The organism is Flavobacterium sp. KACC 22758 (assembly GCF_028736135.1).
GTDB lineage: Bacteria > Bacteroidota > Bacteroidia > Flavobacteriales > Flavobacteriaceae > Flavobacterium > Flavobacterium johnsoniae.
The window spans coordinates 4,387,865-4,404,567 of the sequence record NZ_CP117878.1 but is presented as its reverse complement, the minus strand read 5'-3'; the positions used below and the strand labels follow the sequence as shown (position 1 = coordinate 4,404,567).

Annotated in this window: 11 protein-coding genes and 2 tRNA genes; 7 read left to right on the top strand and 6 right to left on the bottom strand. The window is 33.1% G+C overall.

Annotated elements, in window-relative coordinates; translation table 11 throughout:
- Positions 1-73 precede the first annotated feature (73 nt).
- The 4 genes from proS to rpsT all read left to right on the top strand — a co-directional run bounded on the left by proS (position 74) and on the right by rpsT (position 2,225).
- Positions 74-1,552, top strand: a complete 1,479-nt coding sequence (gene proS, locus PQ462_RS18385) for a proline--tRNA ligase (protein ID WP_274251098.1) — start codon at positions 74-76, stop codon at positions 1,550-1,552.
- A 78-nt stretch (positions 1,553-1,630) separates the two neighbouring features.
- Positions 1,631-1,702: transfer RNA gene (locus PQ462_RS18380), tRNA-Glu, on the top strand.
- A 45-nt stretch (positions 1,703-1,747) separates the two neighbouring features.
- Positions 1,748-1,819, top strand: a tRNA-Glu gene (locus tag PQ462_RS18375).
- A 154-nt stretch (positions 1,820-1,973) separates the two neighbouring features.
- Positions 1,974-2,225, top strand: coding sequence for a 30S ribosomal protein S20 (rpsT, locus tag PQ462_RS18370; protein WP_012026903.1), 252 nt, complete (start codon positions 1,974-1,976; stop codon positions 2,223-2,225).
- A gap of 156 nt (positions 2,226-2,381) precedes the next feature.
- Here rpsT and PQ462_RS18365 read toward each other — a convergent pair whose 3' ends face one another.
- Both PQ462_RS18365 and PQ462_RS18360 read right to left on the bottom strand, forming a co-directional pair.
- The gene (locus PQ462_RS18365; protein ID WP_012026902.1) at positions 2,382-2,792 is read right to left on the bottom strand and encodes a response regulator; all 411 of its coding nucleotides are present in this window, start codon (positions 2,790-2,792) and stop codon (positions 2,382-2,384) included.
- Between the two features lie 7 nt (positions 2,793-2,799).
- Positions 2,800-4,509, bottom strand: a complete 1,710-nt coding sequence (locus PQ462_RS18360) for a PAS domain-containing sensor histidine kinase (protein ID WP_274251097.1) — start codon at positions 4,507-4,509, stop codon at positions 2,800-2,802.
- A gap of 168 nt (positions 4,510-4,677) precedes the next feature.
- On the opposite strand from PQ462_RS18360, the gene typA reads away from it, so the two are divergent.
- On the top strand, positions 4,678-6,474 hold the full coding sequence (typA, locus tag PQ462_RS18355; protein ID WP_012026900.1) for a translational GTPase TypA: 1,797 nt from the start codon (positions 4,678-4,680) through the stop codon (positions 6,472-6,474).
- A gap of 109 nt (positions 6,475-6,583) precedes the next feature.
- On the opposite strand, the gene PQ462_RS18350 is transcribed toward typA, so the two are convergent.
- The 3 genes from PQ462_RS18350 to PQ462_RS18340 form a co-directional block, all read right to left on the bottom strand.
- Complete coding sequence (locus PQ462_RS18350) at positions 6,584-8,872, bottom strand: T9SS type B sorting domain-containing protein (RefSeq protein ID WP_274251096.1); 2,289 nt, start codon at positions 8,870-8,872, stop codon at positions 6,584-6,586.
- A gap of 72 nt (positions 8,873-8,944) precedes the next feature.
- Entirely contained in the window at positions 8,945-9,781 is an 837-nt protein-coding gene (locus tag PQ462_RS18345; RefSeq protein ID WP_274251095.1) for an ABC transporter permease, read from the bottom strand.
- Between the two features lie 7 nt (positions 9,782-9,788).
- Complete coding sequence (locus PQ462_RS18340) at positions 9,789-10,697, bottom strand: ABC transporter ATP-binding protein (protein WP_274251094.1); 909 nt, start codon at positions 10,695-10,697, stop codon at positions 9,789-9,791.
- 107 nt (positions 10,698-10,804) lie between these two features.
- On the opposite strand from PQ462_RS18340, the gene PQ462_RS18335 reads away from it, so the two are divergent.
- Both PQ462_RS18335 and PQ462_RS18330 read left to right on the top strand, forming a co-directional pair.
- On the top strand, positions 10,805-11,857 hold the full coding sequence (locus PQ462_RS18335) for a hypothetical protein (protein ID WP_012026896.1): 1,053 nt from the start codon (positions 10,805-10,807) through the stop codon (positions 11,855-11,857).
- Positions 11,858-11,969: 112 nt separating this feature from the next.
- Positions 11,970-12,836, top strand: a complete 867-nt coding sequence (locus PQ462_RS18330; protein WP_274251093.1) for a hypothetical protein — start codon at positions 11,970-11,972, stop codon at positions 12,834-12,836.
- Between the two features lie 109 nt (positions 12,837-12,945).
- Here PQ462_RS18330 and PQ462_RS18325 read toward each other — a convergent pair whose 3' ends face one another.
- Complete coding sequence (locus PQ462_RS18325; protein ID WP_274251092.1) at positions 12,946-16,677, bottom strand: metallophosphoesterase; 3,732 nt, start codon at positions 16,675-16,677, stop codon at positions 12,946-12,948.
- Between the last annotated feature and the right edge of the window lie 26 nt (positions 16,678-16,703).

Below are 16,703 nucleotides of genomic sequence, written 5' to 3'. Positions count from 1 at the left end.
ACAAAAATAGTTAGTTTTGTCAAACTATTTAGTTAAAATTATTTAAAACAAAATTTGTGCCAAACTATATAATATGAGTAAGAACCTTACTACACGATCAGAAGATTATTCCAAATGGTATAATGAGCTGGTTGTTAAAGCAGATTTAGCTGAAAATTCAGGAGTTAGAGGATGTATGGTAATCAAACCATACGGCTATGCAATTTGGGAAAAGATGCAGGCAGAGTTAGATAGAATGTTTAAAGAAACAGGACATCAAAATGCTTATTTCCCCTTATTTGTGCCGAAGAGTATGTTCGAAGCTGAAGAGAAAAATGCTGAAGGATTTGCAAAAGAATGTGCTGTTGTAACGCATTACAGGCTGAAAAATGACGAGGACAGACCAGGGAAACTTATGGTTGATCCTAATGCGAAATTAGAAGAAGAGCTTATTGTTCGTCCAACAAGTGAGGCGATTATTTGGTCTACATATAAAGGATGGGTGCAGTCTTATAGAGATTTACCTTTACTTATTAATCAATGGGCAAATGTGGTTCGCTGGGAAATGCGTACACGTTTGTTTTTAAGAACTGCCGAATTTTTATGGCAGGAAGGACATACGGCTCACGCTACAAAAGACGAGGCAATTGAGGAATCGGAGAAAATGATGAATGTTTATGCTGATTTTGCAGAAAACTTCATGGCAATTCCGGTTGTAAAAGGTTTTAAAACTGAAACAGAGCGTTTTGCAGGAGCAGATGAAACGTATTGTATTGAAGCTTTGATGCAGGATGGAAAAGCTTTACAGGCGGGAACTTCACACTTTTTAGGTCAGAACTTTGCAAAAGCGTTTGATGTGAAATTTGCTAATGCAGAAGGAAAGCAAGAGCACGTTTGGGGAACCTCATGGGGAGTTTCTACTCGTTTGATGGGAGCTTTAATTATGACACATTCTGATGATCAGGGATTGGTGCTGCCTCCAAATTTAGCTCCAATACAAGTTGTAATTGTACCTATTCATAAAACAGATGAACAATTAGCTCAAATTACAGCAGCGGTTAATGAATTGACTGCTAAATTGAGAAAACTTAAGATTTCTGTAAAATATGATGATAGAACAACTCAAAAACCAGGATTTAAATTTGCTGAATGGGAATTAAAAGGTGTTCCTGTTAGAATTGCTGTTGGTCCAAAAGATTTAGAAAACGGAACTTTTGAGGTTGCAAGACGTGATAATTTATCAAAAGAAGTTGTGGCTGCTGAAAAAATAGTGGATCATGTGAATGATTTATTAGAGCAGATTCAAAAGGATTTATTTGACAAAGCTTTGACTTATAGAAATACTCATATTACAGAAGTAAATAATTTTGAGGAATTTAAAGAAGTTTTAGAAGGTAAAGGAGGTTTTATTTCGGCTCATTGGGATGGAACTGCAGCTACAGAAGAAAAGATAAAAGATTTGACAAAAGCGACCATTCGCTGTATCCCTTTGGACGCTGTTGAAGAGGTGGGAACCTGTGTGTTTACTGGGAATCCTTCTTCTAAAAGAGTGCTTTTTGCTAAGGCTTATTAAAAAAATATAGATTTTTTTGCATTAGGTATTGCGCAAATAAAAAATAGATGTATCTTTGCATCCGCAATACAGAAGCGCGGTCCGTTCGTCTATCGGTTAGGACGCCAGGTTTTCATCCTGGTAAGGGGGGTTCGATTCCCCCACGGACTACAAGTTATATTACATATTGAAAAGTTTCCAACTTAGGAGAATATTGGTCCGTTCGTCTAGGGGTTAGGACGCCAGGTTTTCATCCTGGTAACAGGGGTTCGATTCCCCTACGGACTACAGAATTAGTTGTAAATAAGTTTTGTAAAACAAAAATTGGTGTCTCGGTTCTTGTTTTATTAGTTAAAACCAAAGTGATTGTTTTACAGTTGTGGGAGGTTTTTCTTTTTTAACTAGTATTTATAATAATTATTACATCTAAAATTAAAAGAAAATGGCAAATCATAAGTCAGCATTAAAAAGAATCAGAAGTAACGAAAAGAGAAGAGTTCTTAACAGATATCAGCATAAAACTACTCGTAATGCTATTAAAGCATTAAGATTAGCTACTGATAAATCTGATGCTGCTGCAAAATTATCAACTGTAATCTCTATGATTGATAAATTAGCTAAAAAGAACATCATTCATGATAATAAAGCTTCTAACTTGAAGTCTAAATTAACGAAACACGTTGCTAAATTGTAATTAAATACAATTATAAGATATAAAAAGTCCTCATTTCGAGGACTTTTTTTTGTTTAGTTATTATTGGAATTTTGGTTTAAAATTCCTGAATCAATATGTCTGAAGTTTTGAATGAAATAAGTAAAAAAGTATTGGAATTAAATATTGATTTAAATTTTATATCCCAATTTTCTTTTTGAGATATTCAAGCATTGCCTGTGTAATTGGTTTTGAAAGAAAGTCTATTATTATAGGATATTTTTTTGCTTTAGCTAAATCCTCAGGATCAATTGTAGATGACAATACAATAACTTTTGCTGTATTAAACTCGGAGTAAGCTTCAGATGTAAAGTGATCTAAAAATTCCCATCCGCCCATAATCGGCATGTTTAAGTCTAAGAAAATTAATTCTGGTTTTTTTTCTACTTTATTTTTGTTGTTGTATTTTAAAGTATTGAAGTGATGAAGAGCTTCTTCTCCATTTTGAGCAGTAATAATTTCATTTGCAAAGGAAGATTTTGAAATTACTTTTTTACACAGCATCAACGTAATTGGGTCATCGTCAATGCATAAGATTTGCTCAAACATAATGAATTTAGTTTTTAAAAGTTATAGTAAATGTGGTGCCTTTGTTAACTTCACTGTCTATAGAAATTGTTCCTCCCATGGTTTCGACCTGAGATTTTACAAGATATAAACCTAGTCCTTTGCTGTCGGGATAATTATGAAATCTTTGGTAAAGACCAAAAACTTTGTCTTTGTTTCTTTCTAAATCAATCCCAATTCCATTGTCTTTGAACGTAAGTATCGCCTGATGATCTATTTGCTCAGCAGTAATTGATATTTTTAGTTTTCTGTTTTCTGATTTGTATTTAATTGAATTGGTTAGTAAATTCAGTAAAATACTTTCAATATACGCTTTATTTGTATTTAAAAGCGGTACTTTGTCAAATTTAAGTTTTATAATAGGTTTGTGAAGTTCGATTTGAAAAGACAATTGGCTAAAAACATTTTCAAAAACCTCTTTTAAAGAAACCTCCTCTTTTTGCATTGATGGGTTGTCTTTTATTATGATAACTTTTACCAAGTCGTTTATTGTTTCATTTAATAAATGAGTTGATTTTGTGAAACCTGCCAGAATTTCTTCAAGTTCCTCGTTTTCAATTGGAATATCTTCTATAAGATTTAAAAGTCCAATTAAATTTGATAATGGTGCACGAAGATTGTGTGAGGTGATGTAAGAGAACTGTTTTAAATCTTTATTGTTTTGTGTAAGTTCACGAATAAGATGTTCTTTTTCTGTTTCCAGCTTTTTCTCGTCAGTAATGTCTCGTTGTATAGAAATCCAGTGTGTAATTATACCTTCGTTGTTGAAAATTGGAATCATGGCAAAACGCACCCAATATTCTTCCTTAGATTTTGTATAGGTTATGGTTTCTATAACACATTCTTCTTCGTTTTTAATAGCTCTTAAAAGTTTTTTTAATTCTTCTGAATCTGATTTTGGTCCTTTGAATATATTGGTAGATTTTCCAATTATTTCGTTTGACTCGTACCCGGACATTTGAGAGAATGCGGGATTAACATACACTATTCTTGGGATTTTTCGATCTTCAGAATTAGCTTCGGTAATAAGAATAGAGTCTTTAGATTGTGTAATTACAGTTTCTAAAAGTTTTAATCGCTGTTCTTCCTCTTTTTGTTTGGTGATGTCCTGAATCGCTCCAATCATTCTGATAGCTCTTCCGTTTTCATCTTTAAGTAAAAAACCTCTGTCCAATACATATTTATATGTTCCGTCTGCACATCTAAATCGATATTGATCCTGCCATTTTTCAGTTTTTTGTTCAATAAATGAATATAGTTTTATTGACATTCGGATACTATCTTCCGGGTGAATTTTATCAAACCACCATTTTGAAGTTTTTCCAACTTCTTCCGGATTATAGCCAAAAATACCCTCGATGCCTTTGTTCCAATTTATTCGGTCTTCCTGTATTTTCCAGTCCCAAATAGTATCGCTTGTTGCTTTTGCAACTATGTCATATTTTTCATTCGACTCTTTTATTTCTTCATTTGTTTTTTTTAATTTTTTAAAAACTGAAATATTTTTCTTTTCGTTTCTTGAAAGTATGTATTTGAAAATAAATGCAGTAGCTATTATGAAAAAAACATCTTTTATGAAAAATAAATAAGAGTATTTAGTTTGAAAAAAGTAGTCAGTTATTAAATTATGACATACAATTGCCATAATTAGCGATATGATAACGTAAACAAGAGTAATTTGGAGAGTTTTACTTTTCATCACTCAAATATAGTTAAATTAACTATAATTAAACAATAAGTAAAGTTCATTTTGGAGGGTAAATTAACACTGTTTTAATGAACTAATTACTTGTATATACGCAAACTATCGCAGAAACATTTTTTTTTAGAAAATAAAGTGTACTTTTGCACCCATTAAAAATCACAAATGGAATCTATTAGAAATATTGCAATTATTGCCCACGTCGATCACGGTAAAACCACTTTGGTTGATAAAATTATGTATCACTGTCAATTATTTCGTGAAAACGAAAATACAGGTGATTTAATTCTTGATAATAACGATTTAGAGCGTGAGAGAGGTATTACTATTACTTCTAAAAACGTTTCTGTTCAGTACAAAGGAACAAAAATCAACATTATCGACACTCCAGGCCACGCGGATTTTGGAGGTGAAGTTGAGCGTGTATTGAACATGGCCGATGGTGTATGTTTGCTGGTAGATGCTTTTGAAGGGCCGATGCCGCAAACGCGTTTCGTATTGCAAAAGGCTATTGACTTAGGTTTAAAACCATGCGTTGTAATTAATAAAGTTGATAAAGAAAACTGTACTCCGGAAGAAGTACACGAAAAAGTTTTTGACTTAATGTTTGAATTAGGTGCTACAGAAGAGCAATTAGATTTCCCTGCTGTTTACGGTTCTGCTAAAAACAACTGGATGTCTGATGACTGGAAAAACCAAACAGAAAACATAGAGCCTTTATTAGACATGGTTATTGCTAATGTTCCTGCTCCTAAAGTTTCTGAAGGTACTCCACAAATGTTGATTACATCTTTAGATTTCTCTTCTTTTACAGGTCGTATCGCTATCGGACGTCTTGAAAGAGGTACTTTGAAAGAAGGAATGCCAATTTCTTTAGTAAAAAGAGATGGTAAAGTTATCAAATCAAGAATTAAAGAATTACACACTTTCGAAGGTTTAGGCCGTAGAAAAGTTGAAGAAGTTGTTGCTGGAGATATTTGTGCTGTTGTAGGTATTGAAGGTTTCGAAATTGGTGATACTATCGCAGATTTTGAAAACCCGGAAGCTTTACAAACAATTGCTATCGATGAGCCAACAATGAGTATGTTGTTTACAATTAACGATTCTCCTTTCTTTGGTAAAGAAGGTAAATTTGTTACTTCTAGACATATCCGTGAAAGATTAACAAAAGAGCTTGAGAAAAACTTAGCGATGAAAGTTGGAGAAACTGATTCTGCTGATAAATTCATGGTTTTTGGTCGTGGTGTACTTCACTTATCTGTTCTTATCGAAACAATGAGAAGAGAAGGGTATGAGCTTCAAATTGGTCAGCCGCAAGTTATCATCAAAGAAGTTGATGGTGTTAAATGTGAGCCAATTGAGGAATTAACTATCGATTTACCAGAAAATCTTTCAGGTAGAGCGGTTGAATTTGTAACAATCCGTAAAGGTGAAATGCTTTCTATGGAAGGTAAAGGTGAGCGTATGATCATTAAATTTAACATTCCATCTCGTGGAATTATCGGTTTAAGAAATCAATTGCTTACTGCAACTGCTGGTGAGGCTATTATGGCACACCGTTTCATTGGGTACGAACCATATAAAGGAGAAATTCCTGGACGTAACAATGGTTCATTAATCTCTATGGAAAACGGAAAAGCAATTCCTTACTCTATCGATAAATTACAAGATCGTGGTAAATTCTTCGTTGATCCTAACGAGGATATCTATGAAGGTCAGGTAATCGGAGAAAACACTCGTAGTGACGATATGACGGTTAACGTTACTAAAACGAAAAAACTATCTAACGTACGTTCTTCTGGAGCAGATGATAAAGCTAGAATTATTCCAGCTATCAAATTCTCTTTAGAAGAAGCTTTAGAGTACATTCAAAAAGATGAGTATGTTGAAGTTACTCCAAAATCTCTTCGTTTAAGAAAGATTTACTTAAGTGAAACTGATAGAAAAAGATATAAAATCTAATTAGTTTTAACTTTCAATATAAAAAATCCCAAATTCCAGTAGGAGTTTGGGATTTTTTTTTAAGGTATAGTTCGGACTTTAGAATTTCAAGTATTGAAATTTAAATACATTATCTTTTCAAGCTAAAATGTCCTTTTACATTTCTGCCGTCTGCAAAGGTCAAAGTAAACCAATAATCATCAGACGGAAGCTGCTGTCCATTAAATAACCCGTTCCAGCCTGGACTGTTTTGATTCATCTCTTTTAAAAATTTCCCATAGCGGTCAAAAATATGAATTGTGTAATTAGGCAGTACATTAGAATCTTCGATAACCCATAAGTCATTATAACCGTCTCCGTTTGGAGTAAAAAATCTAGGATAATCTAAAACATATAACAAAAATGAATTTGATAATCCGCAGCCATTTTTATCTCTTGCAATTGCATTATAAGTTCCTGTTGCAACAGCTCTAAACAAAGGATTATCTTGAAAAGTTAATCCGTCTAAAGAGAATTCGTAGTTTCCGGTTCCGGTATATTCTATTAAAACAGAATTGTCATTTCCGGAAAAATCTTTAACAGCAGCATTTGTTATTGTAGCAGGTTCTGATAATATGACTTTAAATTTTTTAGTTTTTTCACAGCCGTTTGCATCTTTTACTGTTACGGAGTAATCGCCGGGAGTAGTAATTATTGTTGAATTTGAAGTTTCTCCATTACTCCACAAATAACTGCTGAATCCAGTTGCAACGGTTAAAGTGATTTGATCATTTTTGCATAAAAACTTAGATTCATTTTCAAAATTTGGCGGATCAAAAGTATTTACCACAAGAGGAACAGGTACAACATCATAACAATCCGGGCCATTTACAACTCGGGCGTAAATAGTTTGATTATAAGGAGTTGTGTTTTTAAAGATATTTAATTGCGGGTTTGTTTCTGTTAAAGCATCATTGGCAGTCAAATAATAATTTACAGTTAAACCACTCGGAAGTCCTGCCGTGATTTTCGGAGTAACTTCAGCATTAAGATCAAACTGATACAGTCCATCCTGGGTTTCATCTCCATCACAAGTACTTATAGGAGCAGGATCAGCAATTGATGTTGCAGCGATTTGTAATGTTACTTCGGCAATTTTAAAACATTCAAATTGATTTTCTAAACGAGCATATACAACTTGATTGTTTGCCGTATTGGTATAATTATTAGGCGTTGTTATTTTGTTGTTTTTTGTCTGAGCATCGGCTAATGTTACATAATATCCTTCATTAGTAATGCTGGTAACATTGTTTTTTACAATATTATTGGCTTTGCTTAAGTTGAAAATCGAAATCCCATCTGTATTATCATCACACTGTAAAAGTGTAGTATTTGTTGAAAGGATTTCAGGAGCATAATCAATTTTTATTTCTCCTGATAATACACAAGTTGTCCCTATTGCGGTGGCTTCAACGACATAATTTCCTGTGGCTGTAACATCATAAGTTGAAGCTGAACTTAGATTAACAGCAGGGTTTTCTTTTTTATACCATTTAAAAGTATAATCAGCAGATGATAGTTTACTGTCTAAAGTAATTTTTTCTCCAAAACATGCCGGATTGTTATTTGTAATTGTACGATCTTCTCCAAGAGCAATTTTTGAAGCAAAACTTCCAGCTTCAAGGAAAATTGCCGAAGTCTGATATCTAACATCAGCATCTCCAATTACGAGTTTTACATGGTATTTTTTTCCTGCAGTTACTGTACTGTAAGCAGTCATTACAACGGTTTGCCCTGCAAAATTTATTGGACTTGTATTTGTATTTAGACCGTTAAAGTAACTTTCGTTTGAAGCTGCGCAGCCTTGATAACTAATGCCTCCCACACTTACTCCCGGTTCAATTTTCGGGTGAATATTTACAGAAGAAACAGGAATATTTGTATTGGGTATTACGGCTAAATTTTTATAAGGATCAGCTGTTCCTTCTTCTTTGATTAAAAAAGCAAATCCATCAGAATAGGTACAGGGAAAATTATATTGATATTCATTTGAAGCGAAAATATAATTAAAACTCAAAGAATTTGTATTTGCAATAAAGTCAAATTCGAGAACTGTTGTGTTTATCGAATTTATACCTAATGTTTGATCCAAATCGGTATCGCGACCCCATAAAACACTGTCATCAGCACCATCATTTGGATTGCTGACAAAGTGACCGCTCGCATTTTGAGCTGTTGACGTTGCTAAAATTATTCCTTCTTCAAAAGGAAAACTCGTTCCGTTTCTGTTGAAATAAGCAAAGCTTTGTTTTCCGGGTCTAAAAGTATCGCCTTTTCCGGTGGAATTCGAGGCAGCAGCACACGAGCTGTTAACTAAAACATCTTCAATGAGCTGCTGTGGTGTTTTTGTATCATCAATAGTTATAACTTGAGCATTCATCGTTAAAGATGAAATGCATAAAAATAGAATAATAAAAAAACTTCTTGCATAATTCATAGTATAGCAAATATACTATAAATCTCGATTTTTTAATAGTTTGTAAGAAAAGTATATGAATAAAAATGTCCAGACTAATACAATTAGAATTGCAAAATAGCTTACACTATAATCGATATCAGTATCAATTCCCATTTGAGATCCAATATTTTTTAATAGAGATAATCTTGGACCTGGATTAACAATTAAATTTGACATAGATTCTAAAGGAAGAAACTGAGTAATTTTTTTGTCGATATCACTTCCCGGAAAAACCTTAAAAGCTAAGAAACCTCTAATTATGGTTTCGATTATATTCCACACTAAAAGAAAACCTAATGCAAAAGCAGAGCGTTTTACTAAAATCCCAAGGAATAAGCAGAAAGAAAAGAATCCGGTTAATTTTACAAAAAAGGCAAGAAGATAACCTAAATCGCTAAAAATAATACCAATTTCAGTGTATGAAGAGAAAATCAATCCCAATATTAAACTCATAACAAAAATGAAAACAGTTGAGATAAATGCAAATAAAACAACTGTAAGGAATTTTGAGAGTATAAATTCTTTTTTACTTAAACCATCAATCAGGTTTTGTTTTAATGTTCCATAGCTGTATTCGTTAGCCATCATAGAAACAATTACAATAGCAAGAAACAATTTTAAGATAGCTGCTACATAAGTATTAAAATGCCATATAAAAGGAAAATTAAAGATTCCCATTTCGGCCAAATGAAATTTGAATGGACCAATATCAAATTTAATTGAGGCAATTAAAGCGATAAAAGAAAGCAGGATAAAATACGTTAATGTTAAGATGCGGCTGGCTTTGTTCATCCAGATTTTTTGCAATTCTATAGAGATAAGTCTGTTCATGGCTTAGTTAGATTTTTGGATTGGTATTTTTGGTTAATTCTAAAAACTGTGCTTCCAGACTATTTTTACGTTTTATCAAATGACTTAAAACAATGTTTTTTGAGAATAAAAACTGATTCAATTCTGAAGCTGATAAGTCAGATTTTAAATACACCAGAACCTTTCCGTCTTCATCTTTAATTTGTGCTACTGCCTGATGCCCTTCTAAAACAGATTTCAATGCAGCGTTATCATTTGAAGAAATTTCAAAGAAACCTTCATTAGCAGACATTCCATCTACAGAACCAGAATATAAAACTTCGCCTTTTCGCAAAACAATAACGTGCGAACATACTTTTTCTACTTCGTCTAATAAGTGCGAAGCCAGTAAAATGGTAGTTCCCTGCGAAGCAATTTCTTTAATAATATCTCTAATCTGATGAATTCCCTGCGGATCTAAACCGTTTGTTGGTTCATCGAGAATTAAAATTTCAGGATCATTTAAAAGTGCAGACGCAATAGCCAGACGCTGTTTCATACCTAAAGAAAAAGTGCTGAATTTTGAATCTTTTCTTTCGGTTAAACCAACAAGATCAAGCTTTTCTTTAATTTTAGAATAATCAATACTTTTAATTTTACAAACCAGTTTAAGGTTTTCTTCGGCCGTCATGTATGGATAAAAATTTGGACGCTCGATAATAGCACCAACTTTTTTTAAAGCTTCATGCGTTTCAATATTTCCGTCAAACCACTTATAATCGCCCGAAGTTTTGTTTACAACATTTAAAACAATTCCAAGAGTAGTTGATTTTCCGCTTCCGTTAGGGCCTAGAATTCCGTAGACATGGCCTTTTTGTATGCTAAAAGATACATTTTTAAGAGCCTGAATTCGCCCGTATCTTTTACTGAGATTCTGAATAGTAAGGATGGTTTCCAAATTTATTTCGGTTTTAGTTTTAAGTAAGACGAATCAACTTACATATTGTTACGCCAAATTTATTTTTATAATCTTATTGATGTAAATTTGTAATAAAGATATTCAAAATGAGCGAACCTTTAATGGTGTTAAAAAAACCGTCTTTTCCTTTAACACAGCCACTTTTAAGTTATTTAGACAGATTCGAGCGTATTTCGAAAGTTTCTGTGTTTTATGATGACTTACTGCGGTTTTCCGGTTCGATTAATGTTTATGATAAAAATGAAACCGATACTCTATGGATTCGGGTTTATTACAGTGAATTTGAAAGAAATGAAATCGATCTAAATCTCAAAAAAATCTATTCTCTTTTACATTCTGATGGAAACAATGAGATTATTCAGTATCTAAATGTTGATGCCATTGACTATTGCACTTTTGGAAATTCAAAACCATTTCGAATTAAAGTAAGAAATATTCTAAATGACAATTACGTTCATTTCTACATAAAAAAGGCTGATGCTTCGAGAATTTACGGATTAGAGTTAGAAGATATACTTTCGCCGGACAAAATCAACTTTTTGGTTTATAACGATACTTTAATCGAGGAACACATTATTGGGATTCCGGGCGATGTTTTTATGGATACTTTGCTGGACAAATGTACCGAAATGGAAAAAGCACAAATAGCGAAAGAGTTTGTAAAATTCAACGAACGCTGTATGATTAGGCTCTTGGGCGATATGAGAGCGTACAATTATGTAATTGTCCCAATTCACGATTTTGATCAGGTAGTTTATAAAATACGTCCAATTGATTTTGACCAGCAGTGTTACGAAGGTAATTTTAAAGTTTATCGTCCGCAGTTTTTCAAGGAAAATTATCCAATGATTAAACTGATTAAAGAGAAATTAGAAGAACGTTCAATTATTCAGTACAAAGACGAAGAAAGAGCAATTCTTGCAAAACGTATTCATTCTGCCGAGACCAGAATAAAAAAATTACTGAACATAATGTGCCACGATACCATTTCGACACAAGAACATTTAGATCAGTTAAAAATGGAATTGTACCGATATACCAACGATATGAAATTTAAAAATGCCAAATCAATGGGACATATCATGCACGCTGCTTTTGAATTTATTACCCGTAATTTTAAAAACACTAACTTAGTTTAAAGTTTTAGCTACTCCCGATAGTTATCGGGATTCACAGATTAAAATGATTTTTTGCAATTCTTTAATCATTATAATCTCTGAAATCTGTGGCTGAATAAAAAAAAACAATCTTATGAAAAAAACTTTTTTAATAGCTGTTTCTATAGTTTTATTGGCTTGTCAGCAGCAATCAGGCAACGATTTGAAAACGCTTTATTCGCTGCCGAAGAAATTAAAAGAAGTTTCGGGAATTACTTATTTTCCCGAAACCAATATAATTTATACTCTTGAAGACAGCGGTAATAAAAATGCTCTTTATGCCATCAATTCTAAAGGGAAATTAGAAAAAACGATTACAATATCAAACGCTTCAAATGTTGATTGGGAAGATATTACAAAAGATAAAGCCGGAAATATTTATATTGGGGATTTTGGAAACAATGATAACAAACGCAGAGATTTGTGTATTTACAAAATTGCCAAAAATCAGTTAAGTAAAGATGTGGCTTCCGCCGAATATAAAATCTCATTCTCTTATCCTGAACAAACTGAATTTCCGCCAAAGAAAAAAGAAATGTTTTATGATGTTGAAGGTTTTTTTGAACAAAATGGTTATTTCTACCTTTTTACAAAAAACAGAAGCAAAGGTTTTGACGGAACAGCTTTTATCTACAAAATCAAAAATGCAGCCGGAACTCAAAAAGCAGTAAAAATAGGAGAGTTTAAAACCTGCAATAATTACAATCATTGTGTTTTGACCAGTGCATCAATAAGTCCTGACGGAAAAAAAGTGGCTTTGTTAAGCCATGATAAAGTCCTTTTATTTAAAGGTTTTAAAGGAGATTTATTTCATAAAGGAACTCAAACAGAATTAAATCTAAATCATTTTTCTCAAAAAGAAGCCATCGTTTTTAAAGACAACAACACCCTTTTAATCGCAGATGAAAAAGCTGATAAAATAGGAGGGAATATTTATGAGTTTAAGCTTCTAAGTCACTAAGTTTCTAAGATGTTAATAAAAAAGTTAGCCGCGAATTCACGAATTATATTTAAATAAAATCGTGAAATTGCGGCTTAGCATCTTAGTATCTTAGAACCTTAGCAGCTTTTTAAAAGCTGTACGCTGCTCCAAAAATAACCCGTCCAATTTCATCAGGAGATTTAAAGTACGAGATTCTGGCAGTTAAAACATTAATGGCATTTAACCAAAGTCCGCCTCCGTAATCCTGATGCCATTTTCTTGAATTTTCGCCGTCAAGCCAAACCCTTCCATAATCAAAACCGCCTAGAATTCCGTAAGTAAACGGAGCAATTGTTTTTCTAATTCTGCCTATGCTTAAACGCAAATCAGAACTTTGAGAAAAATATGAATTTCCTAAAAAACGTTCATTTCTAAAACCACGTAAATCAGTATCTCCTCCAAGTGAAGCACCTTGGTAGAATTCGTAGTTATTATTTAAAATAGCTTTTCCTTTTAGATAAGTTGCTAAAACCAGTTTACCGTTTTTGTCAATTCGGTGAGTAAAACCTAAAACACTTTCAAGCGTTGGGAAATTTTTCTTGGTTTCCTCTAAATTAGTTGTCCAAGTTCCGGCAATCATAAAATACATTCCAAGAGTTGGTTTGGCAGCAAAATCAGAATTTTTAAAAAGATATTTTACTTTCAAACTTCCGTAATTCTGACTGCTGAAAACATCCGGATTTACAATATTTGGAGTGTCAATAAATCTATTACTCGTTTCCTCAACTGTCATTCTCTGGAAAATAGGCTGAATGCTAAATTCGCTTCCGTATCTTCCAACGTGTCTAATGGCTCCAGAAGCATTAAATTTACGAATACGAACACGGTTGTAATCCATGCTTAGGTCATCATCATATTGAGATTCATTTCCGTATCCAAAATAGTTCATTGCAAAATTTGGCGTAGTATAAAGTGATTCAACATCAATAACCCATTTTCCTAACAAACCAGGGAAATGTGCGGCATAATTAAATTCTAAACCACCAGTTGCAAAATAATAAAAGGCATTTAAAACATGTCTTTGCGTATACGGGTTCTGCTTGAAATTATTCACCGTATAATTTAAATTAATACCCAATTTCACGCCATCATCAGGATTAAATCCAATATTTGGAAGACCTGAAATTACGTTATATTTCGGTTTTTCATAATTATACAAGTTAACATCATAATCGTCTGTCAGCTGCGTCTGCGTTTTAGAATCTAGGTTATAAGTGTTTTCTTTTGATTTAAAATCGTAAACAATAACCTTTCTTCCGTTTTCAATATTGTAAGTGTCATTATTCTGACCACCTATTAAACGAACTTTAATTTTTGATTTTTGATCGCCTTTTACTTCAAAAACATCATTATCATCTAAACCATAAATCCATAAGTTTTTGGTCTTAGCATCAGTAAGTGTTTTTGAGTATTGCAATTCATCGCCGTCTTTTTTAACTCTGTAAACCTGAACTTCAATGCTTTTTTTAGCATTATGGTTCAAAACAAATTTATCTTTTTTATCAGTTCCGGCAATCATAACTGTTTTACTTAAAACATCAGAATATTTAACAGCATATTTTTGAAGATCTTTTTTCCTGTTTTTTAGTTTTCGGATAATTTCAGCAACCGTTTCATCCTGTACTTCTTTAGGCATATTTTTAAAAGCATTTTCGATGTCGCTGTCAGATAAATTTTCCTGAATAAATTTAGCCTGTTCAACCCATTCTTTTTCGCCTGATGTTCTTAAAAAAGCCAAATCCATTGGATACGGTTCTCTGCTCAGCCATTTCACATTGCCAATTCGGTCTTTAAAACTTCTCATATGGCGAAGTGCCGGAATATTCATTAAAATAGAAAGTAAAGCACCATCATACTTTACAAAAGCCTGATCTCTGTCACGCGGAATTGGTCTGTAAATAACTTTACCGTCTTTTTTAAATTCTGCCCAGCGCCATTGGTCGCTGTGTCTGTCCCAGTCGCCAATTAATATATCAAACAAACGGGCTTTTATATATTCCTTTTCATCAACACTGTATTTTTCATCTTTGTGTAAATTCAGCATCATATCATCAGTACCAATTATATTACTTGGATTTCCAAAGTTCTTTCCGTCTAAATGGTTATCAGCCGGTCTTTCTTCTACCATATAAAGCTGGTCTCCAAATCCGGCATTAAATTCTCCTAAACCATTTTGTTTTGGTACATAATATAAAATTGGATTAGTATGCAAAACGCCAATCTTATCAGACATACTGCCAATTACAAACGGAGCATACGGGTGCGAAGTTGTATAAAAATCAAACAAGAAACTTTCTGTATAAGTATCTTCAAAATCATTTACTACATATTGGTCTTTAAAAGCCACAGATTGTAAAAATACCGTTGCACTTTTTTTCATGCCTCGCAATACGTATTCACGTCCTTTTGGATCAGACATTCTTAAAGAAACAGATTGATGCCCGCCGCCTTCGCGAATAGGTTTCAATCCGCCTTTTAAAGTATCTACAGTTGCTGCTTTTACATCAATTGGCATACTGTAGTATTTTCTGTAATGCTGTCCGAACAGGAATTTATGAAACAAACTTTTATCGGTCATTTTGGCTGAATAGATAGAAGTTGTAATTCTTGAAGGAAACTTATTCGGAATATCCGAAGCCCAATTGATTTCTTTAGCTTTTATAATTTCTTTTTCAAAAAGCAGTTTCTCTTTATTATTTTCATTTCCATAAAAAGAAACTTTAGCATCGCCGCTTTTATACAAAGTTAAGGCTGCGTAACCATTGCCTCCGTATGAAAAATCATTTTCGTTGATTGCTCTCGCAGCTTCAGATTTTGAACCGGCTCCGCTGATAATCTGCTGAATATTTTCTTTGCTGATATATTGTAAATTGTGATCGTGACCCGAAACTACAATTACATTTTTCTGTTTCTGCAAAAGCGTTTTAATTCGCTTGGCATAAATAGTATATTGTTTGTTTTGAATATCCTGCGGACTTACTCCAGAAGTTTTTCTCAGTAAATTGATGAAAGAACCAATTACCGGAAGCGGAATTTTTTTCTCTAACGGAAATAACTGCTTCTCTAACGAGAATTGTCCTCCATGCGTTCCGTTGCTCAGCAAAGGATGATGAATGGCAAGAACAACTGTTTTTTCCTGATTTTTATTTAAGATATTTTCAAGCTCCTCAAAAAAAGCTTCTCTGGTTTTTATCTCGCAATTGTCGTTGATAGTGGGGTGATTATCCCAATCTTCCAGAAACCATTCACTGTCAATGGTTACTAACGTTGTAATGCTATCAATTTTGACATCTTCAATGGCACAGGATTTTCTTGGCAGAAATGCTTTTTTATCATCTAGTTTTTTTGTCACAAAATCGGCCTGACTTTCGAGCCCTTTAATACCGCTGTACCAATCATGATTTCCGGGAATAAAAATGGTTTTGCCTTTATAACCTTTAGCCAGTTTTAACTGATTTTTGAGTTTGGTTTCTGCAAGTTCTTTATCTTCAGCATTTTTATCAGCCGGAAAACCTTTTGGATAAATATTATCGCCTAAAAAAAGAAGAGTCGATTTTTTACTGGCTTTTTTAAGCCTGTCATGCAATAATTCTAATGTTTGCTGCGCCTGTTCTTCGTCAGCATTTCCGGCATCTCCAACAAGATAAAAAGTATGGGCAATTTTTATAGTATCTGTTGCGTTTTCAGTTTCGTTAGCACTCACATTTTTTCCATATTGCGCTTTGCGCGTTGCACAGGAATAAATGAAAAGCAGTGTTATAATTGCTAATGAAAAGTTTTTAATCTTAGCAATAAAATGATTATCCAAAAACAATTTCATAATTTAGTGGTGTAAAAATATTCTTT

Bases quoted from the DNA above. Each gene is read 5' to 3' on its own strand.
- proS (WP_274251098.1), top strand. From the start codon at position 74: ATGAGTAAGAACCTTACTACACGATCAGAAGATTATTCCAAATGGTAT.
- rpsT (WP_012026903.1), top strand. From the start codon at position 1,974: ATGGCAAATCATAAGTCAGCATTAAAAAGAATCAGAAGTAACGAAAAG.
- PQ462_RS18365 (WP_012026902.1), bottom strand. From the start codon at position 2,792: ATGTTTGAGCAAATCTTATGCATTGACGATGACCCAATTACGTTGATG.
- PQ462_RS18360 (WP_274251097.1), bottom strand. From the start codon at position 4,509: ATGAAAAGTAAAACTCTCCAAATTACTCTTGTTTACGTTATCATATCG.
- typA (WP_012026900.1), top strand. From the start codon at position 4,678: ATGGAATCTATTAGAAATATTGCAATTATTGCCCACGTCGATCACGGT.
- PQ462_RS18350 (WP_274251096.1), bottom strand. From the start codon at position 8,872: ATGAATGCTCAAGTTATAACTATTGATGATACAAAAACACCACAGCAG.
- PQ462_RS18345 (WP_274251095.1), bottom strand. From the start codon at position 9,781: ATGAACAGACTTATCTCTATAGAATTGCAAAAAATCTGGATGAACAAA.
- PQ462_RS18335 (WP_012026896.1), top strand. From the start codon at position 10,805: ATGAGCGAACCTTTAATGGTGTTAAAAAAACCGTCTTTTCCTTTAACA.
- PQ462_RS18330 (WP_274251093.1), top strand. From the start codon at position 11,970: ATGAAAAAAACTTTTTTAATAGCTGTTTCTATAGTTTTATTGGCTTGT.
- PQ462_RS18325 (WP_274251092.1), bottom strand. From the start codon at position 16,677: ATGAAATTGTTTTTGGATAATCATTTTATTGCTAAGATTAAAAACTTT.